The organism is Amycolatopsis sp. NPDC050768, assembly GCF_040654155.1.
Taxonomy (GTDB): domain Bacteria; phylum Actinomycetota; class Actinomycetes; order Mycobacteriales; family Pseudonocardiaceae; genus Amycolatopsis.
On sequence record NZ_JBFAHL010000009.1, the window covers coordinates 26133 to 51958 of the forward strand.

Consider the following 25826-nt stretch of genomic DNA (forward strand, 5'->3'; position numbering starts at 1 on the left):
ACGCCGCCCAGAGTAGCCGTCCGCGGCTTTCACCCGTTGGAGGCACGGCCATTCCGCTCAGTGCCCGTCAGTGGGCTTCCGAGCCCTCCGGCCGCACTTCACGCCACCCGGACGGCAGCTCGACGATCTCCGACGTCTGCTGCCAGAACGTCCAGCTGTTGCCCCCGGGATCCGCCACCGTGAACACGCGCGCGCCGTACGGCTGGTCCTGCGGCGGCTCCGGCTCGGCGTCCTCGCCCAGCGCCGAACGCACGCGCTCGTACTGCGCGTCGACGTCGGTCACGTAGATGATGTTGAGCTGCCCGACCGGTCCCTCGACGCCCTTGGCCGCCCAGTACTCGGAACCGACGCCGGCGAGCTGGACCGTTCCGGTGCCCGCGCAGAGCGTCGCCTGGAAGACCTCCCCGGACGCGTCCTCGAACCGCACTTCCTCCCGGAAGCCGAAGACCCTGGTCAGCCACTCCAGCGCCGCCGTCGCGTCGGTGTAGTAGAGGTAGGGCGCCAGGCCCAGGTAGCCGGGTTCCTGTCCGCTGCTCATGGCAGGACAGTCCACCACGACCCGTCCGCCGCCTCGTGCGAGGCCCTCCGGAGCGGTATCGTCGGAGTGACCATGACGGACGCCGCAGCAGCACCAGAGCCCACCGGCGAAGACCGTTTCCGCGCCTTCCGCCAGGCCGAGGATCTGGTCGAACGCCACCGCCCGCTCGACGCGCTCAAGGCGCTCGAACCCCTGCTCGACGAGACGGACAAACCGAGCGTCCAGCTCCTCGCGGGCCGCGCGTACTTCCACTCGGCGCAGCTGCGCCGGGCGGAACGCGCGTTCACACGAGTCCTCGAGCTGGATCCGACGGATCACTACGCCCGCTTCGTCCTCGGGCGGACCCTCCAGCGCCTCGGCCGGTTGGCCGAGGCGCTGGCGCAACTGCGGATGGCTTCGGCGATGAACCCCGTGCCGGAGTACCTGGAGGCGATCGCGGAAGTGACGGCGCGGATCACGTTGCAGGATCGCTGACGGGCTGTTCGGGCTCCGCGCCTTTCCCGATCGGCGCTGTCGGGCTCGGTCTTCTGGCCGGTCAGCGGTTGCGCGGGTGTGGCCTTTCGGCGCCGCCGCTCGGCCGGTCGGCTGATCCGGCGGACCCTCCTCGTGGGCGAATCTTGAGTCATCACGGAGAACGACCCGAGGAGCTCGAGATGAACGTCTTCACCTTCATCGCCGTCTACGCCGGCCTTGCCGTCCTGCTGCTGGCGGCGCTCTCGCCGGTGATCGTCGAGCTGGACGCGCGGTTCCCGGCCGGCCGCCGCCAGCGCGCCGCCGCCGCTTCGCCCGCCACTCCCGCCGCGCCGCGTCCGGCGAAGGCCCTCAAGGGCACGCGGATCACCGCCCACGCCTGAGGCGCCAGTGACGCGCCGCTCTGGCACGGCGCGAGTGCGGCACCCTGCCAACTCGCCGACTTATCCACACCGTGACTCTCGCCCGCGAGGTTGTCCACAGATTCCGCGAAACCCGTTGCCGGGCCGCTGACCTCGGTAGACTGGGTTCGGGGACGCCCCCCTCGGGAGGGCGGGGGCCTGTCTTCCCGACCCGCTGTCAGGGAGCGACGCTCGCCGCAGCGTACGAGTCCGCGGCGGAGAACACGCTCTGCACGTAATCCACCGAAGCGTTGTAGAACAACATCGCGCGCCACCAGCCCGTGGGAGTGCCGAGGTCGTCGCCACCGGAGCAGAGGTAGCGGGCGGCCGTGAAGGCGGCGTCGTCGATGTTCTGGGGGTTGGCGGGTTTGCCGTCGCCGTTGGCGCGTTCGGCGTACTTCTTCCACGTCGCCGGGGTGAAGTGGAGCGGGCCGAGTTCGTGGTCGGCTTTGCGGTCGCCGTCGAGGGCGCCGGAGTCGGTGTCCGCGCCGACGGAAGCGCCGACGACAGCGGGAGTCATGTCACCCGAGGAAGACACGGTCAGCGAAGGCGTGGCCAGATGGCCGATGCCGGCGAGGGTCGCCCAGGACAGGTGGCAAGCCGGTTTCTGACGGCGCATCCACATTTCCGCGCGGCCGTACGCGGCGAGAACCCGAGCGGACAGCTGAGTCTTGCCCGCCACGCGCGCGGCCCACGCGTCCAGCTCCGCCTGGTCCGATTCCGTCGGACGGTCGGGCGGGGCGGCCAAACCGGCGCGCGGAGCCGTAGCACCCGATTGGGGACGCTGCGGTGGCACCGAGAACGACGACGTCGCAGCAGGAACGGGCGGAGCGGCCGAAGGAGCCGGGTTACGCACCCCGATCGTCACCACCAGCACGATCCCCGTGAGTACCAGCCCCAGCGACAACGCGATCCGGCTGACGTAGCGACGAGGCGGAGACGTCGTCTGAGTGGTATCGGCCACCCGGACAGGTTACTTCTCCCACCTTCGCGTGACGCCACATCGGGTGATCACGAAACGCCTCGCGCCAGGCGTCCCGAGCCGGACACGGCCAGGCCCCGATCGAACACTCCCCGATGCCGTTCCGCCTCACAAAAGGCAAGCGGACGGTTAACTCCCAGCCCCAGCCGCCCACATCACACAATTCGTTATGGATCCGCCGTTCACCCCGCTGACCTGCGGTTACCCTAACCTAACCCGACCGGGTAGTCCGTTTTGTCCGATCACTCAGGGGTTCCCGGGCGTACGCTCCTCTGGACTTACAGGCAAGCCTTACCTAAAAACATCAGGTCAGGTATGCGGAGGAGGGCTGAGCAGTGGTGTTTTCGAGCGCGCTCATCGGGTTGCGCGAGGGGCTCGAAGCCGCCCTCGTGGTCAGCATCCTGGTGGCGTTCCTGGTCAAGACGGACCGGCGCCACGCGCTGAAGTTCGTGTGGCCGGGCGTGGGTGCCGCGGTGCTGCTGTCGGTCGCCGTCGGCGCGATCCTGACCTACAGCACCGCGCAGCTGAGCTTCGAGCACCAGGAGCTGCTCGGCGGCAGCCTCTCGATCGTCGCGGTCGCGTTCGTCACGGCGATGATCTTCTGGATGCGCAAGGCTTCCAAGCAGATGGCCGCGGAGCTGCGCGGCAAGATGGAGGACGCGCTCAACGTCGGCCCCGCCGCCGTGCTGCTGCTGTCGTTCCTCGCCGTCGGCCGCGAAGGCCTCGAGACGGCCGTGTTCTTCTACTCCGCCGTGCAGACCGCGCAGTCGGACACGATCCAGCCGCTCATCGGGTTCGTGGTCGGCATCGCCGCCGCGATCGTGATCGCGTACCTGCTCTACCGCGGCGCCGTGCGGTTCAACCTCGCGAAGTTCTTCACGGTCACCGGCGTGCTGCTGGTGTTCGTCGCCGCCGGCGTGCTCGGCTACGGCCTGCACGACCTTCAGGAAGCCGGCTTCATCCCGGGCCTGACCACCCTCGCGTTCGACGCGTCGAGCGCGCTGCCGGAAACCTCCTGGTACGGCGCGCTGCTCAAGGGGATCTTCAACTACTCACAGCAGACCACCGTGCTGCAGGCGATCGCTTGGGTCGCCTACGTGGTGATCGTGCTCCCGCTCTTCCTCAAGCCCACCAAGAAGAAAACCGTCACGGCTGAAGCCGCTGCGGCCGCTGTCAAGGAGTGACCGTGCCCCTTTCTCCCAGAACCCCACTGGCCGTGCTGGCCGGAGTCGGCGCCCTCGTGGCCCTGTCCGCGTGTGACAGCACCGATTCCGCGTCGAGCGGCTCCGGCGCGGCGGGCCCGATCAAGGTCGAGGCCTCCGACAGCACGTGCGCCGTCGCCGTGAATACCGCCAACGCGGGCAACGTGACGTTCGAGATCACCAACAAGGGCACCAAGGTCACCGAGTTCTACCTCTACGCCGAGGGCGACCGGATCATGGGCGAGGTCGAGAACATCGCCCCCGGCCTCAACCGCCGGCTCATCGTCGAGGTCCCCGAAGCCGGCAAGTACCAGACGGCGTGCAAGCCGGGCATGGTCGGCAACGGCATCCGCGGCGACTTCACCATCACCGGCGGCGCGCAGAAGCAGACCGACACCAACGCGCAGAAGGCCGAAGCCACCAAGAGCTACGCCACCTACGTCGCCAACAACACCGCCGCGCTCGAGACCGAGACGCAGAAGTTCGTCGACCTCGTGAAGGCCGGCAAGGTCGACGAGGCCAAGGCCGAGTACGCCACCACGCGCGTGTACTACGAGCGCATCGAGCCCGTCGCGGAGAAGTTCGGCGACCTCGACCCGCTGATCGACGTGCGCGAGGCCGACCTCGAGTCGGGCCAGCAGTTCACCGGTTTCCACCGGCTGGAGAAGGACCTGTGGGTCACCGGCCTGCAGCCCGACAGCCCGCAGGTCGCCGACAAGCTGCTCACCGACGTCAAGGACCTGGTCACCAAGACCAAGACGCTGCAGCTGAGCGCGCTCGACCTCGCCAACGGTGCCAAGGGCCTGCTCGACGAGGTCGCCACCGGCAAGATCACCGGCGAGGAAGAGACGTTCTCGCACACGGACCTGTGGGACTTCCAGGCCAACGTGGACGGTTCGAAGGGCGCGATCGCTTCGCTGCGCCCGATCCTGCAGGAGCGCGACCCGGCTCTGGTGTCCACTCTGGACAAGCAGTTCGCCAACGTTCAGTCGCTGCTGGACAAGACGCGCGTGGGTGACGGGTTCAAGTACTACAACCAGCTGTCGCAGGACGAGATCAAGGCGTTCGCCTCGGCGGTCGACGCGCTGAGCGAGCCGCTGAGCAAGGTCGCGGAGGTTGTGTCGAAGTGAACGAAGAGGGCACCCGCGTCTCCCGCAGGAAGCTGTTCGGCCTGGCGGGAGCGGGGGTCGCCCTGGCCGGCGCGGGAGCGGCGGCCGGGGTCGGCATCGACAGGATGGGTGGCTCCACCGCACAGGCCGCGGTGACCACTGTGGACTTCCACGGCGAGCACCAGGCCGGCATCGTCACGCCGACCCAGCAGAACTTGCACTTCGCCGCGTTCGACGTGACGACGACCGACGTCGGCGAGCTGCGGCAGCTGCTGCGCACGTGGACTTCGGCGGCGCGGCGGATGACGGCCGGGCAGGAGGTCGTGCCCAACGGAGCCGTCGGCGGCGCGGCCGAAGCCCCGCCCGGCGACACGGGCGAGGCGCTGGACCTTCCGGCGTCCGACCTGACGTTGACGATCGGCTTCGGCCCGTCGCTGTTCGACGGCCGGTTCGGGCTCGCGGCGAAGCGGCCGGCGCAACTGATCGACCTGCCGCTGTTCCCGAAGGACAAGCTCGACCCCGCGCGCACCGGCGGTGACCTGTGCATCCAGGCGTGCGCCAACGACCCGCAGGTCGCCGTGCACGCCGTGCGCAACCTCGCGCGGCTCGGCTTCGGCGTCACGGAGGTGCGCTGGTCGCAGCTCGGCTTCGGGCGCAGCTCGTCGACGTCGCGCGAGCAGGCCACGCCGCGCAACCTGTTCGGTTTCAAGGACGGCACCAACAACATCAAGTCCGAGGACACCGATTTCCTGCGCGACGATGTGTGGGCCGTGGCCGGTGACGGCCAGACCTGGATGGCGGGCGGCTCGTACCTGGTGGCGCGGCGGATCCGGATGCACATCGAGACGTGGGACCGCGAGCCGCTGGAGGGCCAGGAGCAGATCGTCGGCCGCACCAAGGGTTCCGGCGCGCCGCTGGGCCAGACGGCGGAGTTCGACGAGGTCGACCTGGGCGTCCGCGGCGAGGGCGGCGTGCCCCTGATCGCCGACGACGCGCACATCCGGCTGGCTTCGCACCAGACGTTGAACGGGACCCGGATCCTGCGGCGTGGCTACAACTTCGTCGACGGTTCCGACGGCGTCGGCCACCTCGAAGCCGGACTGTTCTTCCTGGCTTTCAACCGCGATACGCGCAAGCAGTACGTGCCCATGCAGCAGGCGCTGTCGTCGAAGGACGCGATGATGGAGTACGTGCAGCACACGGGTTCGGCGCACTTCGCGGTTCCGCCGGGCCTCACCCCCACCTCGAACTGGGGCGACGGCCTGTTCGCTTGACTTCAAGTTGGGTTGAACTTGCACGGTGGAGTGCATGTTCACCTCAGCAGAACTCGACTACCTCGCCACGCAGGGTCTCGGGCGGCTCGCCACGCAGCAGCCGAACGGGACCCTGCAGGTCAGCCCCGTGGGCTTCACCTACAACGCTGACGCCAAGGCCATCGACATCACCGGCTACCACCTGACGCAGAGCCGCAAGTACCGCAACGTCGCCGCCAACGGCCGCGCCGCCTTCGTGGTGGACGACCGTCCGTCGCTGAACCCGATGCGCGTGCGCTGCCTGGAGATCCGCGGCCGCGCGGAGGTGCTGACCGACGTGTTCGCGCCGGACGGCCACCTCGACGGAGCGGTCATCCGGCTCCACCCGGAACGCATCATCAGCATGGGCATCGACAACGCCGATGTGCCGCCGTTGGAGATGAAGCCGAACAACCGCAACGTCTGAGGGCGCTACCGGATCGTCGGCCAGAACCCGCTCCGGTGCTCGGCCACCGCGTCCACCGGCTGGATCGCGAGGGGTGCACGGGGCCGGCGGCGGGGGTTCAGTGCCGGGGAATCAGCGCCGGCGTCGCCCGTCCTCGACGTCGAACGGTGCGTTCACGCTTCCGCCCCCGCGCAAGGCACCGGTGCGCGATCATGCTTGCATGGCGACCAAATCCGAGGACGGGCGTTATCCGTCGACCGAGCCACACGAGTCGGGCACGCTGGAGGTCGGCGACGGCCATTCGCTGTATTGGGAGGTGTCGGGCAACCCCGACGGCAAGCCGGCCGTCGCGCTGCACGGTGGTCCCGGCTCGGGGAGCTCTCCGGGAACGCGGAGCCTGTTCGACCCGGACCGTTACCGCGTGGTCGTGTTTGACCAGCGCAACTCCGGGCGCAGCACCCCTTCGGCGACCGACCCGGTCGTCGACCTGTCGGCCAACACCACCCAGCACCTCGTCGCCGACATCGAGGCCCTGCGGGTCCACCTGGGAATCGAGCGCTGGCTCGTGTGGGGTGGCTCGTGGGGCGTCACGCTCGCTCTCGCCTACGCGCAGGCACATCCGGAGCGCGTGACCGAATTGGTGCTCGCGGCCGTGACCAACGGCGACCGCCGCGACACCGACTGGATCACTCGTGACATGGGCCGCGTTTTCCCGCGCGAGTGGGAAAAGTTCCGCGATGGCGTACCCGCCGCCGAACGCGACGGCGACCTGTCAGCGGCCTACAGCCGGCTGCTCCACGACCCCGACCCGGAGGTCCGCGCCAAGGCCGCACACGGGTGGTGCGAGTGGGAGGACACGCACATGTCGCTGGCCCCCGACGCCGCACCGCGCCTGGCGATCGCCGACCCGGCGTTTCAGCTGACCTTCGCCCGCATCGTGACCCACTACTGGTCCCACGGCTGTTTTCTGGACGACGGGCAGCTGTTGCGTGACATCGAGCGGCTCCACGGGATTCCCGCCGTGTTGATCCACGGGCGCTACGACGTCAGCGGTCCGCTCAGCACAGCCTGGGCGCTGCACCGGGCCTGGCCCGGAAGCGAACTCGTGGTTCTCGACGACACCGGTCACGGCGGCGGCAGCATGACCACGGCGATCATCGCCGCCACCGACCGCTTCGCCCGCGATCAAGACCAGTGATCGTTGCGGCCTGGAGCCGGTTGCCGTACCCGCCCCCCGTGCGGGTACGGCAACCGGCGGTTCTCAGCGGCGGGCCCCCGCCACCGCGTAAACCCCCGTGCCCAGCAGGAACAACGTGCCAGCGAGCCACCAGGACACAGCGACGTCCGCGGGCTGCAGCGGCCACGCCACCACCTCGTACAGGCCCTGTGGATCATGCGGTGCGAACAACGCGACCACGATCCACAGCAGCGGGAACGTCCACCCGAACTGGCCGCCGAACGCGAAAGCCGCCAAGCCCGCCAGGCCGACGAGGCCGAGGCCGTCGCGCAGGATCACGGCGGCCGGGATCGCGGACGCCTGCACCGCCAGCAGGACTCCGACGGCGAGGGCGCCGAGCACGACGAGGTGCACCAGCCGCCGCGGGAACCAGCCGAACGCGGCGGTGCGGTCGAGGTCCACGTCCTGGCCCGACAATCCGGTGGCCGCGACGGCGATCGACGCGCCCAGCGCCAGCGAGGCGAACACCACCGACCAGTCGGCGCCGGCGAGGACGCGGATCACCGCCGGACACAGGACCAGCGCCGCGAGAGACGCGGGCAGCCGGCGCGAGCGGGCGTAGAGCGTCATCCACCTCATCGCGACGCTCCGGTCAGCAGCGCGTACGGGTCACCGGAGCAGGTCTGCTGGGCCTGGCGTGCCGCGGCGACGCGCGTGAGCTGCTCGGAAGCGGGCAAGGCGCGCAGCTTCGTCCACGCGTCACGCATCGACGTGGTCATCGAGGGGCCGTAGATGTCGGCGTGGGGCGGGGTGACCAGGTCGCCGAGCAGCCACGAGGCGACGACATAGCGGGCCGCCGAGTCGGTGACCGCACCGGAGCACACGGGGGCGCTCGCGAGGATCTCGTACTCGAGGGTCCGACCGGTTGTGCCACGCAGGAGGTAGCTGTCGCGGCGCACGACGAGCGCGGTCGGGTCACCGGGGCCGTGGCTGACGTACTCGGAATCGGTCGTCTCCACGATGTGCGTCGGCGTAGAAGGCAGCTTTGCCAGCCGAGCCAGGGCGTCCTTGCCCGGACCGGCCACAGTGGACAGCCAGTCGGCATGCAGGGTGGTGACGCACACCGGACCGTCGCACACGGGCTTGCCCGCGCCGGTGCTGTCGGTGAAATTGTCGGCGGCCGAGGCCGGGAAGAGCGGAAGGGCGACGGCCAGCCCGACGACGGCCGGCAGCACCGCGGACCAGCGCCGCGCGGCCAGCACGAGGAACCCCGTCGCGGCCAGGCCCAGCAGCCAGCACAGCTGGCCGATCGACACGGCGAGAACCGGATCGACGAGTGGGCTGCTCGGCTGCGTGATCGTGGGCGAGAGCAGCGCGATGCGATTCGGCACCGCCTGCTCCACCGAGCTGCCACGTTCCCCGGCGATCTGCAGCACCACGCCCACCACAAGCGCCACGACCCCGGCGGCCGGGGCCGTCAACGGGTGCGGCAGCAGCCGGCCGACGGCGAGCCCCACGGCGACACCCGCGACCACCGAAGCGATACCGACCAGCAGCGGCAGCACCCACGTGAACGTGAACCGCCCGTCGTTCGCGATCACCTGCCCGAGCCCGACCGCGACGATCACGAGGTAACCGACCACAGCGGCCAGTCCCATCACGAGCCCGACCTTCGCCGTGCGCCGCCCGACGGGTAGCGGGGTCGTGGTCAGCAGTTCTTCCATTCCGGACCGCCGGTCGCGCATCCCCTGCAGCGCCGCGCCGCACACGATGATGGGCCACAGCAGCGAAAGCAGGTAGCGCGACCACAGCACCGACGGTGTCCACTGCAGATCCCAGGCCACGGCGTCCCTCGACCACGGCCCGCTGAACAGGAAGAAGAACCCCAACCCTACGGCCAGGAGCACGAACAGGAGCCAGGGCGCGATCGTCCGTCGCGCCTCGGTGCGCAGCACGCTCACCAGGAACCCCTCCCCCGGTCGTGGTTGAGCAGCGCCGAGTAGCCGCGTTCGATGGGGCTGTCGCCGATGTCTTCGGGAGTGCCCGCGGCGGCCAGCTGGTCGGGCGTGCCCTGGAAGACGAGCTTGCCCTCGGCGAACAGCACCACGTCGGTGCACGCCGTGGCGACGTCTTCCACCAGGTGCGTCGACACGACGACACACGCGTCCTGTCCGAGCTGCGCCATGAGCTCGCGGAACCGCACGCGCTGCGCCGGGTCGAGACCCGCGGTGGGCTCGTCGAGCAGCAGGATCTGCGGGTCATTCACGATGGCCTGCGCGATGCCGACGCGGCGGACCATGCCGCCCGACAGGGTTTTGAGCTTGTCGTCGGCGCGGTCGGCGAGGCCCACGCGCTCGATCGCGCGCTGCACGGCGGCGGGAATGTCCTGTTTGGACATTTCCTTCAGCCACGCCAGGTACTCGACGAACTCCCGCACCGTGAACCGCTTGTAGTACCCGAACGTCTGCGGCAGGTATCCGATCCGTCGGCGCAGGCGGCGCTGGTCGATGTGTCCCCCGACCGACTCACCGAGCAGCGCCAGCCCGCCTTCCGCCGGCCGGAGCACTGTCGCCAGGGCTCTGATCAGCGTGGTCTTGCCGGCCCCGTTGGGCCCGAGGAGGCCGTGGACTCCCTTGCCCAGGGACAAATCCAGGCCATCGACGGCCATTTTCCGCCGCCCCACCCGTACTTTCAGCGCTTCCGCCTGGATTTCCCAGGCATAGGTCGACGGAGCGACCTCAGCGGCTTCGACTGCCCGCATGTCCATTGTCCCCTTCCTCCCTCAGTGGTGCGCGCTGAGCCGAGTGAACGCGCTCCGGCGGAGCACCACCACCACGGCCGTCAACGCGAAGATCCCGCCCCAGACCGGGAGCGATCCCGGTTGCAGTGCGAACGAAGACCCCTTGGCCAACATCGGCAGCACCAGCACGGCGATCCACGCGGCCACTAGCACCGACGCCGCGCGGCTCACGCCGATGAGCCCGCCCAGCGCCAGGGTTCCTGTGGTGAACGCGAGGCTCGGTAGCAGCGCCAGCCCCAGATTCGTGCCGGTGAGCCAACCCGCGACCAGCAGCACGGGAACCACGGCCACCAGCACCGCCGTGGTGCGGCGAAGAACGAGGTCCAGACCAGCCCGCGGGCTGGCGGCGACCAGTTCGTACGCCGGGTCGAGGCCACGTGACCACGACGCCGCGACGCCCAGCACCGGCAGCACCGGCGCGAAAATCTGGACGAACGACAGGTTGCCCTGGAATCCGCGGTCGAGCAGCACGGCCACGACCGCCACCAGCACCGTCATCACCAGCCACGGCAGCATCACCGGGGTCGCCCAGCTACGGGTCCTGAAGCGGCTGGGTACGCGTTGCGGCTTGGTGGTGAGCTGGGCCTGGAGTCCATTCCAGACGTCGGTGATCAGCGGGTCCGATGTGGACAGTTGTGCGAGCCGAGCGCGGCAGACGGCACACGTCTCCAGGTGGGCCTCGGCGGCCCACTCCTCGTCGCCCGGCAGCGTGCCGCCTTCGAGGTAGCCGGTGAGGAGTCGATCCGGGACGTGTTTCATGTCAGTGCCTCTCGCATGGCGATCCGCGCGCGGCGCGCCCGCGTCTTCACAGTTCCTTCCGGCAGCCCGAGCAGCACGGCGGTCTCGCGGACGGACAGCCCGTCGAGCACCATCGCCTGCAGGACCTGCCGCAGCTCGGGGGCGAGCATGCGCAACGCGTCACCCACCTCGTCGCCGACGGTGGCCTTGAGCGCTTCCTCCTCCGCCGCCGGCGCGGTGACGTCGACCTGCGTCACGGTCGGCACCTGCGCGTGCTGCGCCCTCCGCCGAAACGCGTCAACCAGCCTTCTCACGGCGATCGTCCACACCCACCCGACCGCCGACCCGCCGGCCGCCGCCCCCGCGAACGACCCGGCCGCCCGCCACACCGCCAGGTACGTCTCCTGCATGACCTCGGCGACAACCTGCTCATCCGCACAGCGGCGCCTCAACCGCACCGCCAACCACGGCGCCGTGCGACGGTAGAACTCCTCGAACGCCGCCCGATCGCCCCGCGCAGTCCGGCGGACGAGCTGCTCCTCGTCCACCTCTGGCGCGGGCTTCTGGTGCTTCACATCAGGCAAGACGCCGCGAATCATCCCACGGTTCTCGTGGCTGTGTGGTTTGGGTCACACCAGTGGGTGCAGAGGCAGGCGAGCCGCCGGCGGGAGCGGCGACAGCTGCGAGGTGGCGCGAAAGGCCTGGACCGCCAGCACGGCGAAGCGACAAGAAGCAGCAACATCCGTCGACCAGCGCCGCCGTGGTCACACCACCGGGTGCAGAGGCAGGCGAGCCGCGGGCGGCAGTGGCGACAGCTGCGGGGTGGCGCGGAAGGCCTGGATGGCCAGGGCGGCGAAGCGCCGTGAAGCCGCGACGCGCGCGGCGGGCGAGGTGGCGTGGATGCCGTTGTTGGCCATGAGGACCAGGACGAGGTCGTCGACCACGAAGTCGGGGCGGAGGTGGCCCGTGGTTTTGGCGCGGCGGGCCAGTTCGGCGATCGAGGTGAGGGCGGAGTCGCGGGTGGTGGTGAAGTCGAAGGCGCGCGGGAAGCGCGAGAGGAAGGCCGCGGTGAAGCCGCGGTCGCGGGCGTGGACGTCGAAGAGTTTTTCGATCACCAGGCAGAAGCCGAGCCAGGGGTCGGGGGTGGCGAGGCCCTCGTCGACGATCTGCCGGCAGACCTGAAGCTGATCGGCGAAAGCCGCGCCCGCCAGGTCTTCCTTGGTCGGGAAGTGGCGGTAGAGCGTGGCAGGGCCGACGCCGGCGCGGCGGGCGATTTCGCGCATCGGAACGTCGAGGCCTTCGGCGGCGAAGACCTCGCGGGCCGCGGTGAGGATGCGGTCGCGGTTGTCGCGGGCGTCGGAGCGGAGGGTGCGCGAAGCATCCGCGGGCGAAGCCTCACCCCCCGAGACCGCGGAGTCGGGGTGCGAGGTCTGAGGCAAACGAGCCGTCACGCTCTCACTTTAGCCGAAACGGACGCCCCCGTCCGTTAGCGTCGGCGGCGAGATCGAGAGGAGAACACGCAGGTGAAAGCAGTGGCGATTCAGGAGTTCGGGCCGCCCGAGGGGTTGCGGGTCATCCAGGCAGCGGAGCCCACGCCCGGGGCAGGGCAGGTGCTGATCGAGACCGAGGCCATCGGGGTCGGCGGGGTCGACGCGGTGATCCGGCGCGGCACGCTCGGCAGTTACGGCTTCAAACCCGGTCACATCCCCGGCAGCGAAGTCGCCGGGACGGTCGTCGCGGTCGGGGCGGGCCTCGACGAGAGTCTGAAGGGCCGGCGGGTGTGGGCGTTCACCGGCACGGGCGGCGGGTATGCCGAGAAGGCGGTGGCCAGCGATTTCCTGCCGATCCCCGAGGCCCTGACCAGTGAGGACGCCGTGGCCATCGGCACATCGGGAGCCGTCGCGCACTTCGCGCTGGCGCACGCGCACTTCGAGGCCGGCGAGTCCGTGCTGGTGCGCGGGGCGGCGGGGAGCATCGGGGTGTCGGCGGTTCAGCTGGCGGCAAGAAACGGCGCCAAGAACGTGGCCGTCACGACCTCGAACCAGAAGCGAGGTGAGCGCCTCGAGAAACTCGGCGCGACGGAAGTCCTGGACCGCGCGGCGACCGGCGAAGGCAGGTACGACGTCATCGTCGACCTGATCGCCGGCCCGAACCTGCCGGACTTCTTCGACAAGCTCAACCCCAACGGCCGCCTCGTCGTGGTCGGCGTGGTCGGCGGGATGCCACCCGGCGATCTCGCCGCGAAGCTGCTGCAGAACTTCCAGAAGTCCCTGTCGTTCATGACCTTCAGCGCCGACACCGTGCCCCGCGAGGCGCTGCAAAAAGTGCGCCTGGAGCAGTTCAACGACGAAACGTTCCAGGGCGTCGTCCACGAAATCCTGCCGCTCGACCAAGCCGCACTGGCCCACCGGAAGATGGACGACGGTGAGGTCTTCGGCCGGATCGTCCTGAAGCCCTAACCCTGGATGAAGTCGCGGACGGACGTCACCGGGTCGCCCGAGCGCACCAGCGCCTCGCCGACCAGGACGACGTCCGCGCCCCAGCCGCGGTACTCCGCGACGTCGCCCGGACCGGCCACGCCCGACTCCGCCACGCGCACACGGTCGGCCGGGATCTGTGGGCCGAGCTCCTTGAACACGGTCCGGTCGACCTCCAACGTCGTGAGGTCACGAGCGTTGATCCCCAGCACCTGCGCGCCACAAGCGACCGCGCGCTCCAGCTCACCGGCCGTGTGCGATTCGACCAGCGGCGTCAGGCCCAGCTCCACCGCGAGGCCGTACAGGTCGTCGAGCAGCGAACCCTCCAGCGAGACCACCATCAGCAACGCCAGATCCGCCCCGAACGCCCGCGCCTCCCACAGCTGGTACGGCTCCACGATGAAGTCCTTGCGCAGCACCGAAACGTCCACCCGCGCCCGCACGGCTTCGAGGTCCGCCAGCGACCCGCCGAACCGGCGACGCTCCGTCAGCACACTGATGGCCGCCGCGCCGCCCTGCTCGTACTGGCCCGCGAGCGCGGCCGGGTCGGTGATGTCGGCGAGCGCGCCCTTGCTCGGGCTCTTGCGCTTCACCTCGGCGATGATCGACACGCCGGGCGCGCGGAACGCCGGCAGCGGATCCCGCGTCGGCGGCAGATCGCGTACCCGCGCCTGCAGGTCGGCCAGCGACGTCGATCGCTTGCGGTCCTCCAGATCCTCGCGGACACCCTCGAGAATCCCGTCCAGCACGCTCATACCCAACTCCTCCACCGACGACCGGCCAACCACCATCGTCGGTCCACCCGGGACAGAAGGCACGCGGGAGTGCGCGCGATCACTGCGTGACGTACCGCCCAGGGCACACAGCGTGGCCGAACAGGCGCCTACCGCACCACCGTGTCACCCAAAAAGAAGCCCGAAATGCCCGTTACGGCCAGAACTTGCGCCAGCCGTCCGCTTCCAACGTCGACGGTTCCACGCCCGCGTCCCGCGCCGCTTCCTCAGCCGCCCGGATGTCACTCGCGAACTGCTTCGCGACGGCCCGCAGCTCGCCCTCCGGGTCAGTGCCCGCCCGGCGCGCGGTGGCGGCCGTTCGGAACAGCTGCGAGGCCGGGTCCGAGCCGGCCGGGAACAGGTCCAGCGGAATCCCCGCCCGCCCGCTGCGTTGCCCGAGCTTGGCGGCCAACGCGATGGCGGGCTGGCCGAGCGCGATACCGTCCACAATGGAGCGACGCTGCTTCTCCGCCTGCTTGAGCTCTTCCCATTTCAGGTTCTGCTGGTCGACCGTGGCCACCTTCGCCGCGTCGGTGAACACGTGCGGGTGCCGCCCGACGAGCTTCGCCGTCAACGCCCGCGCGACGTCGTCGATCGTGAACGGATCCTCGGCGTCCTCCGCGGCCAGGCGGGCGTGGAAGAGCACCTGCAGGAGGACGTCGCCGAGCTCTTCGCGAAGGGCCTCGCGGTCGTTCTCCTCGATGGCGTCGAGCAGCTCGTAGGTCTCCTCGACCAGGTACTGGCGGAGCGTTTCGTGCGTCTGCACCGCGTCCCACGGGCAGCCGCCGGGCGAGCGCAGGCGGTCCATGACCTCGGCGGCTTCCACCAGCGGCGCCACCGGGGCCTCGATCACGCGCGCACCCGCGGCCACCAGCGCGGCAGCTTCCGGCGATGACGACGAAGCCGTGATCAACACGCGGTCACCCGTTATTCCCGCCGGAACCGGTGTCACGCCGAACTGCACAGCGTCAACGTCCGAAGCCGCGTACACAGCGGCGCCACGCACCAAACCGACCGCTTCGGCCGGCACCGTCGCCCCGTGCGCGACGACGACAACCGACCCGCTCACTGCTGAGTTCACTGCTGAGCCGGAGCACTACCCCGGACCGGCAGCACGATGCCCTGGAAGCTGTTCGCGTTGGCCGCGAGGTCCATGCCGACCGGGTCCCACACGCCGTAGCGCGGGTTGATCTTGTAGTCCACGTCGTTCACGTACGGCTGCAGCAACCGCACCCCGATCGCCCCGATCTGGTCGGGCGTCGGCTGCTGGACCTGGTCAGTGGCCACCGGCTTGTCGGTAGCGCGCTGCCGCACGATGGCCGTGACCCACCACGTCGGCGCCGACGTCGGGTTCGGCTGGAATGCGATGGCCGTGTTCGCCGGAACGCCGAACAGCACCGTCGCGGCGTCCTCCGGCGACGAAAGCGCCGGCGCCTGCTGCCCGACGTTGCCCTGCGCGCCGCCCTGGATCTCGGTCTGGATGGCGTTGGGGTTGGCCGCGTACTCCTGGGCCTTCGCGATGGCCTGGCTCCGCGCGGTCGCCGCGTCGATGGCCGGCGCTTCGCTGTCGGACGTCGGCGCACCGATGCTCGTGTAGTCGAAGTTCACCGACAGCGTCGGCAGGTACTTCGCCGCGAGCTTCTGCTCCAAGTACTGGTCGGTGATCGCCTCGCGGTGGTCACGCACGCGCCAGACGAGCTGCGTCACGGCCGCGGGCTGGTCCTGCGCGAGGTTCTCCGGCAGCACTCCGGCCAGCGGATCGCCCTGCGACATCGCTGCGGAGATGGCGGCGTCGTCGGTAGACAGGCCTTCCTTCTGGGCGGCCTTGCGCACCACGGTGTGGAGCAGTTGCTGGCGCACGATCTCCCGGCCCACGAGGTCGAGCTTGTGCTGCGCGGCGAGCTGCTGCGCGTATGGCTGCTCCTGGACGGCCTTGTCCAGCAGGCCCTGCACCTGATCGATCGTGGTGACCTGGCCGTCGATGACGGCCGCGGCGCCCACCTGGCTGGGCCCGGCGCCGCACCCGGCGAGCAGCAGGCCACTGGCAACAACACCCACCAGCGCGCTTGACCGTTTTTTCGAGCCGAGGCGCCCCATGATCCGCATCACAAGCCATACCCTCTCACACCGCCGCCCCCGAAACGCAACACCATCGGGGTGCGCGAAGCGTTATTGTCGACAAATGGACTCGTGGTTGTCGATCGAGGTTCTCGACGGGGAGTTCGCAGCGCACAGCTGGCAACGCGCGCACGGCGACAACCTCACCGAAGCCGCCCTGACCCATGGCGCCGAACAGTGGACGTGGCACGTCCACCGCTGGGGCGTCACGCTCGAGATCGAGTTCGCCACGGAGGCACAACGCGACCGGTTCCGCGGCCTCCCCGCGGTGACGGCCGCCCTCGACGCCGTCCCCGACCCCGAACACGGGTTGTTGGTGTACCCCGGCCGCGGCGGCGGCTCGGGCTCACGCGTGCCGCGCCACCCCCGACCCCTACCGATGGCCGACGCGGGCGCGGTGCCTACGCCGAAAGAGGAAGTCCGTTTACAGCTGGCAACAGGTGAGCCGCCGATGTTCCAGCTCAGTTCAACCGGCTGAGAAGCTCCTGCCAGGCGACCGCGGGGACGGTGATGTGGCCGGCCTCGCGGTCCTTCGTGTCCCGGACGTGCACGTCGCAATCGGTCGCAACCTCCACGCAGTCACCGGCATTGGGACTGTAGCTGCTCTTGCGCCATTCGAGGGACATGCGACTGCTCTCCTGGTGAGTAGAGCTCGGTGGCCATGTCGGCTATGAGCTTCCTCGATTCTGCCTCACCGAGCGCAGCGCTACCAAGGCGCTTAAGAACACCTCGATAAGCCTTGATCTCCTCAGGTTTCTCCAGGAACAGCGAAGCCACCTCGCTGTCGATATACGCAACCGGCCCGAAGTCCTCCGAATCGATCAGCTGGAAGTGACCTGCCACCGCAGCGTGACCACCGACCGCTGCGGGCATGATCCGGATCGAAACGTTCGGCCGAACCGCCAGCTGCAAGAGGTGGTGCAGCTGCCCCGACATGACACTCTTGTCAGTCCTGCCCACCTCAAGTCGCAGAACGAACTCATGCAAGAAGAAGTCGAACTTGATGAGAGGCTGCCGGCTCAGGAGCGTCTGCCGCGACATGCGCGCGAAGATCAGCTGATCAAGGTCGTCGCGGTCAGGCACCGTGCCAGCTTCCTCGGCCAGCGCTCGTGCATAGGCCGGAGTTTGCAGAAGGCCGGGCACGATCATCTCTTGGTATGCAGCGATCGCGCTCGCGCGCTCTTCGTGCCATACCAGCGTTTTCACCTGCGCTGGCAAGTTTGGATAGGTCTCCAGCAGGCCTGGCTCATCGAGGTCATCGCACAGCGCATATACCTCCGCAGCCTCGTCACCGATCACGCCCATGAGCGTGAGCATCTTGACCACGTCGATGTACTTGCTGCCACGCCGCGCATTGAACATGTTGGAGATGCGGGTGGGCGGCCAGTCCAACCGGCGCGCCATTTCCCGCACTCCCCAGTGGTGCTCTTCCATCAGCTCTCGCAGGCGGACACCGAGCTGGCGGCTGCGCACGGTCGAATAGCGGTCATGCATGGCAAGGAGCGTACGGCCGCAACCGCTTCCGTGACAGCGTTTCCGCTGGTAGTTCGCCCGAAGAGGCGTGGTGTCCCGAGCCCGGCACAGCGTCACACGGGCGCGGGGGTTTTCGTGAGCTGCGCCAGGAGCTTCGTGCACCACTCGAGCAGTTCGACATCGCGCAGTGTCGGCGCGCCCATGCGGCCGCCGGCCGGGCCTTCGGTGGGTTTGGGCACGGAGACGGTGTTGGTCACCGCCTTGTACAGCGCCTTGGGGTACAAGCGTTTCAGCCGCACCATTTGCGAATCGGCGAGCGGTAATGGCGCGAAGCGGATGGTGTTGCCCTGCACGGCAACCTCCGTGACGCCCGCCGCGCGGCAGGTGTGGCGGAAGGCAGCCACCGCAAGCAGACGGTTGACGGGGGCGGGCGGCAGGCCGTAACGGTCGATGAGTTCTTCGCGCACGGCGTCGAGGCCCGCGGTGTCGGGCGCGGCCGCGATTTTGCGGTAGGCCTCCAACCGCAACCGTTCGCCTTCGACGTAGTCGTGGGGGATGTGGGCGTCGATGGGGAGGTCGACGCGGACTTCGGCGAGTTCCTCCTCTTCGCTGGGCTCGGCGCCGGCGTGGCGGCGGAAGGCTTCGACAGCTTCGCCGACCAGGCGCACGTACAGGTCGAAGCCGACGCCCGCGATGTGGCCGGACTGTTCGGCGCCGAGGATGTTGCCCGCGCCGCGGATCTCCAAGTCCTTCATCGCGACGGCCATGCCCGCGCCGAGCTCGGTGTTCTGCGCGATGGTCGCGAGCCTGTCGTGCGCGGTCTCCGTCAACGGCGCTTCCGGCGGGTACAGGAAGTAGGCGTAGCCGCGTTCGCGGCCGCGGCCGACGCGTCCGCGCAGCTGGTGGAGCTGGGCCAATCCCAGTAGGTCGCCACGTTCGACGATGAGGGTGTTGGCGTTGGAGATGTCCAGGCCGGTTTCGACGATCGTGGTGCAGACGAGCACGTCGTACTCGTTTTCCCAGAAGCCCTGGATGATCTTTTCGAGCTTGTCCTCGTTCATCTGGCCGTGGGCGGTCACGACGCGCGCTTCGGGCACCATCTCGCGGATGCGTTTGGCCGCCTTCTCGATGGAGGAGACGCGGTTGTGGACGTAGAAGACCTGGCCGTCGCGCAGGAGCTCGCGGCGGACGGCGGCGCCGACCTGCTTGTCGTCGTACCCGCCGACATACGTCAGGATCGGGTGCCGGTCTTCCGGCGGGGTGAGGATGGTGGACATCTCGCGGATGCCGGCGAGCGACATCTCCAGCGTGCGCGGGATGGGGGTGGCCGACATCGTGAGCACGTCCACGTGGGTGCGCAGGGCCTTGATGTGTTCCTTGTGCTCCACTCCGAAGCGCTGCTCCTCGTCGACGATCACGAGGCCGAGATCCTTGTACCGGATGCCGGTCTGCAGCAGGCGGTGCGTGCCGATGACGATGTCGACCTCACCCTCGGCGAGCTGCTCCAGGACCTGGTCGGACTCGGCCTTGTGCGTGAACCGCGAAAGGCCCTTGATGGTGACCGGGAACGACTGCATGCGCTCGGTGAAGGTGTTCAGGTGCTGCTGTGCAAGCAGCGTGGTCGGCACGAGCACGGCGACCTGCTTGCCGTCCTGCACCGCCTTGAACGCGGCGCGCACGGCGATCTCGGTTTTGCCGTAGCCGACGTCGCCGCAGATCACGCGGTCCATGGGGACGCCGCGTTCCATGTCGGCCTTGACCTCGTCGATGGCGGCGAGCTGGTCGTTGGTCTCGGTGAACGGGAACGCGTCTTCGAGCTCGCCCTGCCACGGCGTGTCGGGGCCGAAGGGGTGGCCGGGCGCGGCCTGGCGGGCGGCGTAGAGCTGCACGAGCTCGGCCGCGATCTCCTTGACGGCCTTTTTGGCGCGCGCCTTGGTGTTCTTCCAGTCGGAGCCGCCGAGCTTGTTGAGCGTGGGCAGCTCGCCGCCGACGTAGCGGGAGACCTCGTCGAGCTGGTCGGTCGGCACGAACAGGCGGTCGCCCGGGTGGCCACGCTTGGAGCTCGCGTACTCCAGCAGCAGGTACTCGCGCGTGGCGCCGGCGACGGTGCGCTGCACCATCTCGACGAAGCGGCCGATGCCGTGCTGGTTGTGCACCACGTAGTCGCCGGCCTTCAGGGCCAGCGGGTCGACGGCGTTGCGCCGCCGCGACGGCATCTTGGCGTTGAGGTCCTTTGTGGACGTTCCGGCGTTGGCGCCGCGGCCCGTGAGGTCGGCTTCCGAGAGCACCACGAGGGCGCGCTCGGGTGAGACGAAGCCGTCGACAAGGGCTCCGCAGGTGACGGTGACGACGCCGGCTCGCGGGGCCTCGGTGATGCCTTCGCCGGCCAGCGCGGCCGGGACCTCGGCCGCGGTGAGCTGCTCGACGGCGCGGCTGGCCGTGCCGTGGCCCGCGACCACGAGCACGCCGGTACCGCCGGCGGCCACATGGGCGCGCAGGTCGGTCATCGCGCGGTCGAACTCGCCGCGGTAGGCGGGCGCGGCCTCGACGCCGACTCGGTAGACGTCGGGGTCTTCGCTGCTCAGCTGGGTGATCGTCCACCAGGCGCGCTTGGTGTCCTGCGCGTGCTCGGCGATCTCGGCCAGATCGCGGTAGGCCGAAGCGCCGAGGTCGATGGGTGCCTGCCCGCCCGCCGCGGCCGTGGTCCACGAGGCTTCGAGGAACTCCTGGCCGGTGCGCACGAGATCGTGGGCGCGGGCGCGGATCTTCTCCGGGTCGGCGAGCAGCACGTGACTGCCGCGCGGCAGGGCGTCGGTGAGCAGGGTGAGCTCGCCGGCGCACAGCACCGGAATGAGGGCTTCCATGCCTTCGACGGGGATGCCGTCGGCGAGCTTCGTGAGCATCTCGGCCAGCTGAGCGTCTGCCTCATACGTGACGGCGAGCTCGGCGGCCTTGGCCTTGACGTCGGCGGTGAGCAGCAACTCGCGGCACGGCGGCGCGGTGACGTGCTGGATCTCGCCCGGCAGGGAGCGCTGGTCGGAAACCGCGAACGCGCGGATCTCGCTGACCTCGTCGCCCCAGAACTCCACGCGCACGGGGTGCTGCGCGGTGGGCCCGAACAGGTCGAGGATGCCGCCGCGCACGGCGAACTCGCCGCGCTTCTCGACCATGTCCACGCGGGTGTAGGCGAGCTCGACCAGGCGCTCCAGCAGGCCTTCGAAGCTCTGCTCCTCGCCGACGGCCAGGTCGACGGGGTCGAGCGAGCCGAGGCCGGGGGCCATGGGCTGGATCAGGCTGCGGACGGTGGAGACGACGACCTTGAGCTCGTCGTCGCCCGTGTGCAGGCGGTGCAGCACCTCGAGGCGGCGCCCGACGGTGTCGGCGCGCGGCGAGAGGCGCTCGTGGGGCAGCGTCTCCCACGAGGGGAAGTCGACGACCTTCTCGCGCCCGAGCAGGGCTTCGAGGGCGGCGGTGAGCTCGTCGGCCTCCCGGCCGGTGGCGGTCACGGCCAGCACGTGGCGGCCCGCGCCGCCTCTGGATTCGTCTTCGGCGAGCGCGGCGGCGACCAGCTGACGTGCGGTCACGGCGCCCTGCAGCTCGAGCAGCGGGGCGCCGGCGCGTTCGATGACGCCGCGCAGGGCGGGGTCGGGGAGGATGGCTTGGAGGAGTCCGGACAGTGGAGCGTCGGTCACGTCTTCCAGACTACGTCGGGGCACCGACAGTCCGGGGGCGACCTAGCGACGAGGGCGAGTTTCCAGCCGAGGTTGGTGGCGTCGCCGAGGCCGACGTTGAGGCCTTGGCCGCCGTGCCCAGCGCGATGGAGGCCTTCTCGTCAGCTCAGCCGGTGGATGATCGCCGCGGCGAAGTTCTTGCCGACCGTGAGCGGGTCGGGTCCCGGTGCGCCGGGACCGAAGCCGACCGCGGAGAGTCGGATCGACTGGCCCGGGCCGGTCATGACGAAGATCATGTAGCCGGTGTCCGGGCCGTGCGTGATCTGGCCCAGCAGCGCGCGGTGCCCCGCGATCGTGCTGACGGTGAGCTGCTGGACGCCCGGGTCCCGGGTCTTGTCGGTTGTCGGGTAGGCGGTCAAGGTGACCAGTGCGCCTGGTGCACCCCACTGGCAGGCATTGCCGCTCGGGTCGGGGACTTCCGCGCCGTCGATGACCACGTTCAACCGGACGGCGTCTTCGTGAGCCAGAGCCTGGCAGGGATGATCGGCCAGGCCGGCGATCGTCGGCTTCGCCGCGGCGGTCGAGGGGGTGGTCGGTGGTGCGGTCGGCTTTGGGGTCGGGTTTGCGGTCGGCTTTGTCACCGATGACGCTGTTGGGCTCGTCTGCCGATCGGGCACGCCGCAGGCGACGACACCCATTAACACCAGCGCGAAAGCCACCGTGAGCCGCTGCATGCGTCGCACCGTACGTCCGGCACTCGGGACCGGTCCCGGCAAAGGCGCCGCGCTGCTTACTGCTTGATGCAGCGTCGCGACGTTGGCTGATTCCGAGGATCACACTTTCGGGGCGGGGTGTTGCGTACTAGCCCGCACTCGTCGGGCGCCTTTCGTGTGCCGCTCGGTATCTGCCCCAGAACCCCTACAACCCCCACGACGCAGAGCCCACCCTCCCAAAGGCCACCCTGGATCCATTCTACCGGCGCACACCGACAAAACCGGCGGCCTGCGGGACCTTGTCCACAGCCGAGCGCAGTTGTGGACAACCGCGGACAACTGCCGGGCAACGAGGGGACAGCCGCGGCGCAACGGGTTCGGCAGGGCGTCACAGGCCCGCGTGAAAAGCGTTGCGCCGCAGGGGGTTCGTCGCGGAGGGGCGGATAGTCAAGGCCGGCTGGGGTGGCCGGCCGCCGCGCGGCGAACCCCGAGGAGAGGGTGCGGCTTAGCCGGCGGTGACTGCGCGGCGGTTGATGTTACGGGTGGTGTCGCGGTTCCAGTCGGGGTCTCCGGTGATCTTCATGGCTTTCCTTTCGTGTCAACGGATCCCCCGGGTGGGGATCCATTCACGACACGGATGGAAGGCGCTCGGGGGTTCAGTGTTGCGGAAAATTGGTCGGCAAGAGTCCGGACAGCAGGTGCAGCTGGTCGGCCACCACGTCGGCGTCCAGGGCGGCGATGCGGATCAGAATGTGGTCTGCACCAGCGAGTTCGTACTCGCGCAAGCCGGCCGCGACGGTCTCGACCGGGCCCGTGAGCATCGTCTGGATGGTGCCGATCGCGGACAGCGGGCGGCCGTACGCGGCTTGGCAGTAGGTGTCCAGCGACCGGCGGCCGCGGACGGGGTCGTCGGCGATGAAGGCCGTCGCGAAGAGCGCCGGGGTGATGGGGCGGTCGGAGAGGGAGCGGATGGTGGTGAGGCCGCGGGCGTAGTCGGCGGGGTCGGGCGGGTAGGGCAGCCAGCCGTCGTAGAGGTCGGCCGTGCGGCGGAGGGCGGACGGCGTCGCGCCGGCGAGCCACAGCGGGGGGCCGCCGGGGCGGGATGGCGCGGGGACGTCGGGGAGCCAGTCGTGGTGGAGGACCTTGCCGTGGAACGAGCGGGGCGTGCCGGTCCAAAGGTCGCGCCAGAGGCGGGCGACGTCGTCGAGGTGGGAGAAGCGCGTCTTGAACCGCACACCGACCAGGTCGAACTCCGGCTCGCTGAAGCCGGGGAACCCCGCGCCGAGGCCGAGCACGAGGCGGCCGCCGGAGAGCTGGTCGAGGGTCGAGATCGTCAGGGCCGCTTGCACGGGCTGACGGAACGCGGGCAACAGCGCGGCGGTCCCCACCGTCACGCGCTCGGTGGCCTGCGCGACAGCGGTCAGCAAGGTGAGCGGCTCGGCCCGCGCGCGGACGAGCGAGTCGCCCGCCCAGACGGAGTCGAAGCCGAGGCGCTCGGCCTCGCGCGCGAGCTCGACGACGGCGGTGACGGGAAGCTGGGCCTGCCCGGCGGGCAGGAGAAGTCCGTAGTGCATGCGGTCGAGATTGTTCCGCCGCGCGTCCGGCGGCAATTCCCTTGAAGGAATGGCGCGGGTTCTGCTTGCCTGGCCCCATGGACCCGGCCTTCGCCACCGCGCTGCGCGACGCCCGCACCCGCCGCCGCCTCAGCCAGCTCGACCTGGCCCTGGCCGCCGGCACCACGCAGCGGCACGTGAGCTTCCTGGAACGTGGCCGTTCGGCTCCCGGCCGCGGCATGGTCGTCCGCGTGGCCGAAGCCCTCGGCCTGCCCCTGCGCGAACGCAACGCCCTGCTCCTGGCGGCCGGCTTCGCCCCGCGCTACGCCGAGACGCCACTGGACGACCCCCGGCTGGCCCCCGTCCTCGATTCCTTGACGGCCCTGCTCGACGGCCACCACCCGTACCCGGCGCTGATCATCGACCGCTACGGCACCCTGGTCTCCGCGAACGACGCCTTTACTCTCCTGACGGAGGGCGTCTCGCCGGACCTGCTGGCGCCACCCGTGAACGTCCTGCGCCTCGCCCTCCACCCCGACGGCATGGCCCCGCGCATCCACAACTTCGCCGACTGGGCGCAACACGTGCTCGAACGCCCCCGCCAGGGTCTGCCGGATCCGCGTCAGGCCGAGTTGCTGGCGGAGCTGACGTCGTACCTACCCGCGCCTTCGCCGCCTTCGCCGGACCACCTCGGCTTCGCGGTCCCCCTGCAGCTGTCCACCTCCCTGGGCGACCTCCACCTGATCACCGCCATCACCCGCCTCACGACGGCCGTCGACGTGACGATCGCGGAGCTGAGCCTGGAGACGTTCCTGCCGGCGGACGCGAAAACGGCGGCTTTGCTTACGGCGCAACCCACCCCGCCAACTGCCCCGCCAGCAACTCCACCCCCGCCCACATGACCGCGGCACAAACACTCCCCACCACAAACCGCCGATAAGGCAGCCCAGCCGACCCGGCGACGCGGGGCACCAACGTCCGCACCCCCGCCGAACACCGGCCCAAAACCACCGCCGGCACGCCGAACCGCACGATCACCGACTCAGCCCGGTCCCAGCGCGCCGCGCCAACCCGGCGCCCCAGCCGCGAAGAGCGCAGCCGCGGGCCCAACATCCGCCCCTCCCAGTACGCGACCTGGTCGCCGAGAACAGCGGCACAAACGCACACCACCAATGCCATCCACCAGGACAAGGTCCCCCGCTGCACCAGGAAACCCATCAGCAGCAAAGTGGACAGTGTCGGCAGCACGATTCCCGGTAGCAGAGCCGTTTCCGCCGTGATCACCAAGGCACACACGACGTAGACGACCACCGCGGGTGCGTCAAGAAGCGGGTGCAGCAGAGCGTTCACGGGAAACCCCGGCGGAAACCGGCAAAGCGGCCCGATACACGAACGCCGGCGGCAAGTTCCGCCACACCACTGGAGTCCGCTCGACCACGAAGAAGCGGCTGCGCAGCAGGCGGGCGAAGCGGCGGGCCGGCGGTGTCCAGGCGGTGTGCGCGTAGGCGAACGTCGTGAAGCAGCCGCGCGGGGACAGGATCGAGCAGGTCGAGTCCAAAATCTCCTGCTGTCGCGAAGACGGCATGGCGGTCCAGGGCAGGCCGGAGATCACGACGTCCGGTGGGGCCAGCCCCAGGGAACCCACCGAGGAAGCCGAGCCGGACACCACCGAGACCGAGGGGAACCGCGAACGCAGCGAAGAGGCCAGCCGGGGATTGATCTCCACAGCCGTGAAGGACGCAGACGCCGGCAGCAACGCCAGCACCGCCGACGTGAACACCCCCGTCCCCGGCCCCAGCTCGACGACCGAAGACGCGCCCTCGAGACCCAGGCCTCGGGTCATGGCCGTGGCCAGGAACCCCGAACTCGCCGCGACAGCACCCGTCAGCATGGGGTGCCGGAAGAACTCCGTGGTGATCGACATGTTCCCGA

28 protein-coding genes and 1 pseudogene are annotated in these 25826 nt (G+C 69.7%); 10 read left to right on the plus strand and 19 right to left on the minus strand.

Going from position 1 to position 25826, the window contains the following annotated elements; translation table 11 throughout:
- Positions 1–67: 67 nt before the first annotated feature.
- Positions 68–538: a VOC family protein gene (locus AB0H62_RS25730; RefSeq protein WP_220244277.1), complete on the minus strand. Its 471-nt coding sequence runs from the start codon at positions 536–538 to the stop codon at positions 68–70.
- A gap of 72 nt (positions 539–610) precedes the next feature.
- Here AB0H62_RS25730 and AB0H62_RS25735 point away from each other — a divergent pair, with 72 nt between their 5' ends.
- Positions 611–1012 carry a tetratricopeptide repeat protein gene (locus AB0H62_RS25735; RefSeq protein WP_220244278.1) on the plus strand — a complete coding sequence of 134 codons (402 nt, stop codon included), beginning with the start codon at positions 611–613 and terminating at the stop codon, positions 1010–1012.
- 179 nt (positions 1013–1191) lie between these two features.
- Positions 1192–1392: a hypothetical protein gene (locus tag AB0H62_RS25740; RefSeq protein WP_220244279.1), complete on the plus strand. Its 201-nt coding sequence runs from the start codon at positions 1192–1194 to the stop codon at positions 1390–1392.
- Positions 1393–1588: 196 nt separating this feature from the next.
- On the opposite strand, the gene AB0H62_RS25745 is transcribed toward AB0H62_RS25740, so the two are convergent.
- Entirely contained in the window at positions 1589–2374 is a 786-nt protein-coding gene (locus tag AB0H62_RS25745; protein ID WP_255638456.1) for a murein transglycosylase, read from the minus strand.
- Positions 2375–2727: 353 nt separating this feature from the next.
- Here AB0H62_RS25745 and efeU point away from each other — a divergent pair, with 353 nt between their 5' ends.
- The 5 genes from efeU to pip all read left to right on the plus strand — a co-directional run bounded on the left by efeU (position 2728) and on the right by pip (position 7599).
- Positions 2728–3576, plus strand: a complete 849-nt coding sequence (gene efeU / locus AB0H62_RS25750) for an iron uptake transporter permease EfeU (RefSeq protein ID WP_220244280.1) — start codon at positions 2728–2730, stop codon at positions 3574–3576.
- The gene (gene efeO, locus AB0H62_RS25755) at positions 3573–4724 is read left to right on the plus strand and encodes an iron uptake system protein EfeO (protein WP_220244281.1); all 1152 of its coding nucleotides are present in this window, start codon (positions 3573–3575) and stop codon (positions 4722–4724) included. Before efeU ends, efeO begins: the two co-directional genes overlap by 4 nt.
- Positions 4721–5977 carry an iron uptake transporter deferrochelatase/peroxidase subunit gene (efeB, locus tag AB0H62_RS25760; RefSeq protein WP_360588666.1) on the plus strand — a complete coding sequence of 419 codons (1257 nt, stop codon included), beginning with the start codon at positions 4721–4723 and terminating at the stop codon, positions 5975–5977. Before efeO ends, efeB begins: the two co-directional genes overlap by 4 nt.
- A 34-nt stretch (positions 5978–6011) precedes the next feature.
- The gene (locus AB0H62_RS25765; protein ID WP_220244283.1) at positions 6012–6422 is read left to right on the plus strand and encodes a PPOX class F420-dependent oxidoreductase; all 411 of its coding nucleotides are present in this window, start codon (positions 6012–6014) and stop codon (positions 6420–6422) included.
- Between the two features lie 199 nt (positions 6423–6621).
- Positions 6622–7599 (plus strand): prolyl aminopeptidase, encoded by a 978-nt coding sequence (pip, locus tag AB0H62_RS25770; RefSeq protein ID WP_360588668.1) that lies wholly within the window; start codon positions 6622–6624, stop codon positions 7597–7599.
- Between the two features lie 63 nt (positions 7600–7662).
- On the opposite strand, the gene AB0H62_RS25775 is transcribed toward pip, so the two are convergent.
- The 6 genes from AB0H62_RS25775 to AB0H62_RS25800 all read right to left on the minus strand — a co-directional run bounded on the left by AB0H62_RS25775 (position 7663) and on the right by AB0H62_RS25800 (position 12450).
- Positions 7663–8208, minus strand: coding sequence for a hypothetical protein (locus AB0H62_RS25775; protein WP_360588670.1), 546 nt, complete (start codon positions 8206–8208; stop codon positions 7663–7665).
- A gap of 5 nt (positions 8209–8213) precedes the next feature.
- Positions 8214–9539 carry a hypothetical protein gene (locus tag AB0H62_RS25780; RefSeq protein WP_360588672.1) on the minus strand — a complete coding sequence of 442 codons (1326 nt, stop codon included), beginning with the start codon at positions 9537–9539 and terminating at the stop codon, positions 8214–8216.
- Positions 9536–10339 (minus strand): ABC transporter ATP-binding protein, encoded by an 804-nt coding sequence (locus AB0H62_RS25785; protein WP_220247124.1) that lies wholly within the window; start codon positions 10337–10339, stop codon positions 9536–9538. Before AB0H62_RS25785 ends, AB0H62_RS25780 begins: the two co-directional genes overlap by 4 nt.
- 21 nt (positions 10340–10360) lie before the next feature.
- On the minus strand, positions 10361–11137 hold the full coding sequence (locus AB0H62_RS25790; RefSeq protein ID WP_220244286.1) for a zf-HC2 domain-containing protein: 777 nt from the start codon (positions 11135–11137) through the stop codon (positions 10361–10363).
- Positions 11134–11715 (minus strand): RNA polymerase sigma factor, encoded by a 582-nt coding sequence (locus tag AB0H62_RS25795; protein ID WP_220244287.1) that lies wholly within the window; start codon positions 11713–11715, stop codon positions 11134–11136. The genes AB0H62_RS25790 and AB0H62_RS25795 overlap by 4 nt, the downstream gene beginning before the upstream one ends.
- A gap of 165 nt (positions 11716–11880) precedes the next feature.
- Positions 11881–12450: a helix-turn-helix domain-containing protein gene (locus AB0H62_RS25800; RefSeq protein WP_360589043.1), complete on the minus strand. Its 570-nt coding sequence runs from the start codon at positions 12448–12450 to the stop codon at positions 11881–11883.
- Between the two features lie 189 nt (positions 12451–12639).
- Here AB0H62_RS25800 and AB0H62_RS25805 point away from each other — a divergent pair, with 189 nt between their 5' ends.
- Complete coding sequence (locus AB0H62_RS25805) at positions 12640–13575, plus strand: zinc-binding dehydrogenase (RefSeq protein ID WP_360588674.1); 936 nt, start codon at positions 12640–12642, stop codon at positions 13573–13575.
- Here AB0H62_RS25805 and trpC read toward each other — a convergent pair.
- From trpC to AB0H62_RS25820, 3 genes are all read right to left on the minus strand, one after another.
- Positions 13572–14348, minus strand: coding sequence for an indole-3-glycerol phosphate synthase TrpC (trpC, locus tag AB0H62_RS25810; RefSeq protein WP_354864020.1), 777 nt, complete (start codon positions 14346–14348; stop codon positions 13572–13574). The genes AB0H62_RS25805 and trpC overlap by 4 nt on opposite strands.
- 172 nt (positions 14349–14520) lie before the next feature.
- On the minus strand, positions 14521–15435 hold the full coding sequence (locus AB0H62_RS25815) for a MazG family protein (protein WP_360588677.1): 915 nt from the start codon (positions 15433–15435) through the stop codon (positions 14521–14523).
- Positions 15436–15443: 8 nt separating this feature from the next.
- Entirely contained in the window at positions 15444–16472 is a 1029-nt protein-coding gene (locus AB0H62_RS25820; RefSeq protein WP_360588679.1) for a hypothetical protein, read from the minus strand.
- Between the two features lie 76 nt (positions 16473–16548).
- On the opposite strand from AB0H62_RS25820, the gene AB0H62_RS25825 reads away from it, so the two are divergent.
- Complete coding sequence (locus AB0H62_RS25825; protein ID WP_360588681.1) at positions 16549–16962, plus strand: hypothetical protein; 414 nt, start codon at positions 16549–16551, stop codon at positions 16960–16962.
- Here AB0H62_RS25825 and AB0H62_RS25830 read toward each other — a convergent pair.
- The 6 genes and pseudogenes from AB0H62_RS25830 to AB0H62_RS25855 form a co-directional block, all read right to left on the minus strand.
- A complete protein-coding gene (locus AB0H62_RS25830; RefSeq protein ID WP_360588683.1) occupies positions 16946–17110 on the minus strand; it encodes a DUF397 domain-containing protein in 165 nt (54 codons plus the stop codon). The two genes, AB0H62_RS25825 and AB0H62_RS25830, sit on opposite strands and share 17 nt — an antisense overlap.
- Positions 17064–17978 (minus strand): helix-turn-helix transcriptional regulator, encoded by a 915-nt coding sequence (locus tag AB0H62_RS25835; RefSeq protein ID WP_360588685.1) that lies wholly within the window; start codon positions 17976–17978, stop codon positions 17064–17066. Before AB0H62_RS25835 ends, AB0H62_RS25830 begins: the two co-directional genes overlap by 47 nt.
- A gap of 92 nt (positions 17979–18070) precedes the next feature.
- Positions 18071–21634 (minus strand): transcription-repair coupling factor, encoded by a 3564-nt coding sequence (gene mfd / locus AB0H62_RS25840; protein ID WP_360589045.1) that lies wholly within the window; start codon positions 21632–21634, stop codon positions 18071–18073.
- A gap of 11 nt (positions 21635–21645) precedes the next feature.
- Positions 21646–21756, minus strand: a pseudogene (locus tag AB0H62_RS25845) (FAD-dependent monooxygenase); the annotation flags it as partial.
- Between the two features lie 33 nt (positions 21757–21789).
- On the minus strand, positions 21790–22362 hold the full coding sequence (locus AB0H62_RS25850; RefSeq protein ID WP_360588687.1) for a DUF3558 family protein: 573 nt from the start codon (positions 22360–22362) through the stop codon (positions 21790–21792).
- Between the two features lie 635 nt (positions 22363–22997).
- A complete protein-coding gene (locus AB0H62_RS25855; protein ID WP_360588689.1) occupies positions 22998–23915 on the minus strand; it encodes an LLM class flavin-dependent oxidoreductase in 918 nt (305 codons plus the stop codon).
- A 77-nt stretch (positions 23916–23992) separates the two neighbouring features.
- Here AB0H62_RS25855 and AB0H62_RS25860 point away from each other — a divergent pair, with 77 nt between their 5' ends.
- Positions 23993–24796, plus strand: coding sequence for a helix-turn-helix transcriptional regulator (locus AB0H62_RS25860; RefSeq protein WP_360588691.1), 804 nt, complete (start codon positions 23993–23995; stop codon positions 24794–24796).
- Here the strand turns inward: AB0H62_RS25860 and AB0H62_RS25865 are convergent.
- Positions 24738–25244, minus strand: a complete 507-nt coding sequence (locus tag AB0H62_RS25865; protein ID WP_360588693.1) for a DedA family protein — start codon at positions 25242–25244, stop codon at positions 24738–24740. The genes AB0H62_RS25860 and AB0H62_RS25865 overlap by 59 nt on opposite strands.
- A complete protein-coding gene (locus tag AB0H62_RS25870; protein WP_360588695.1) occupies positions 25216–25818 on the minus strand; it encodes a methyltransferase domain-containing protein in 603 nt (200 codons plus the stop codon). The genes AB0H62_RS25865 and AB0H62_RS25870 overlap by 29 nt, the downstream gene beginning before the upstream one ends.
- Positions 25819–25826 lie beyond the last annotated feature (8 nt).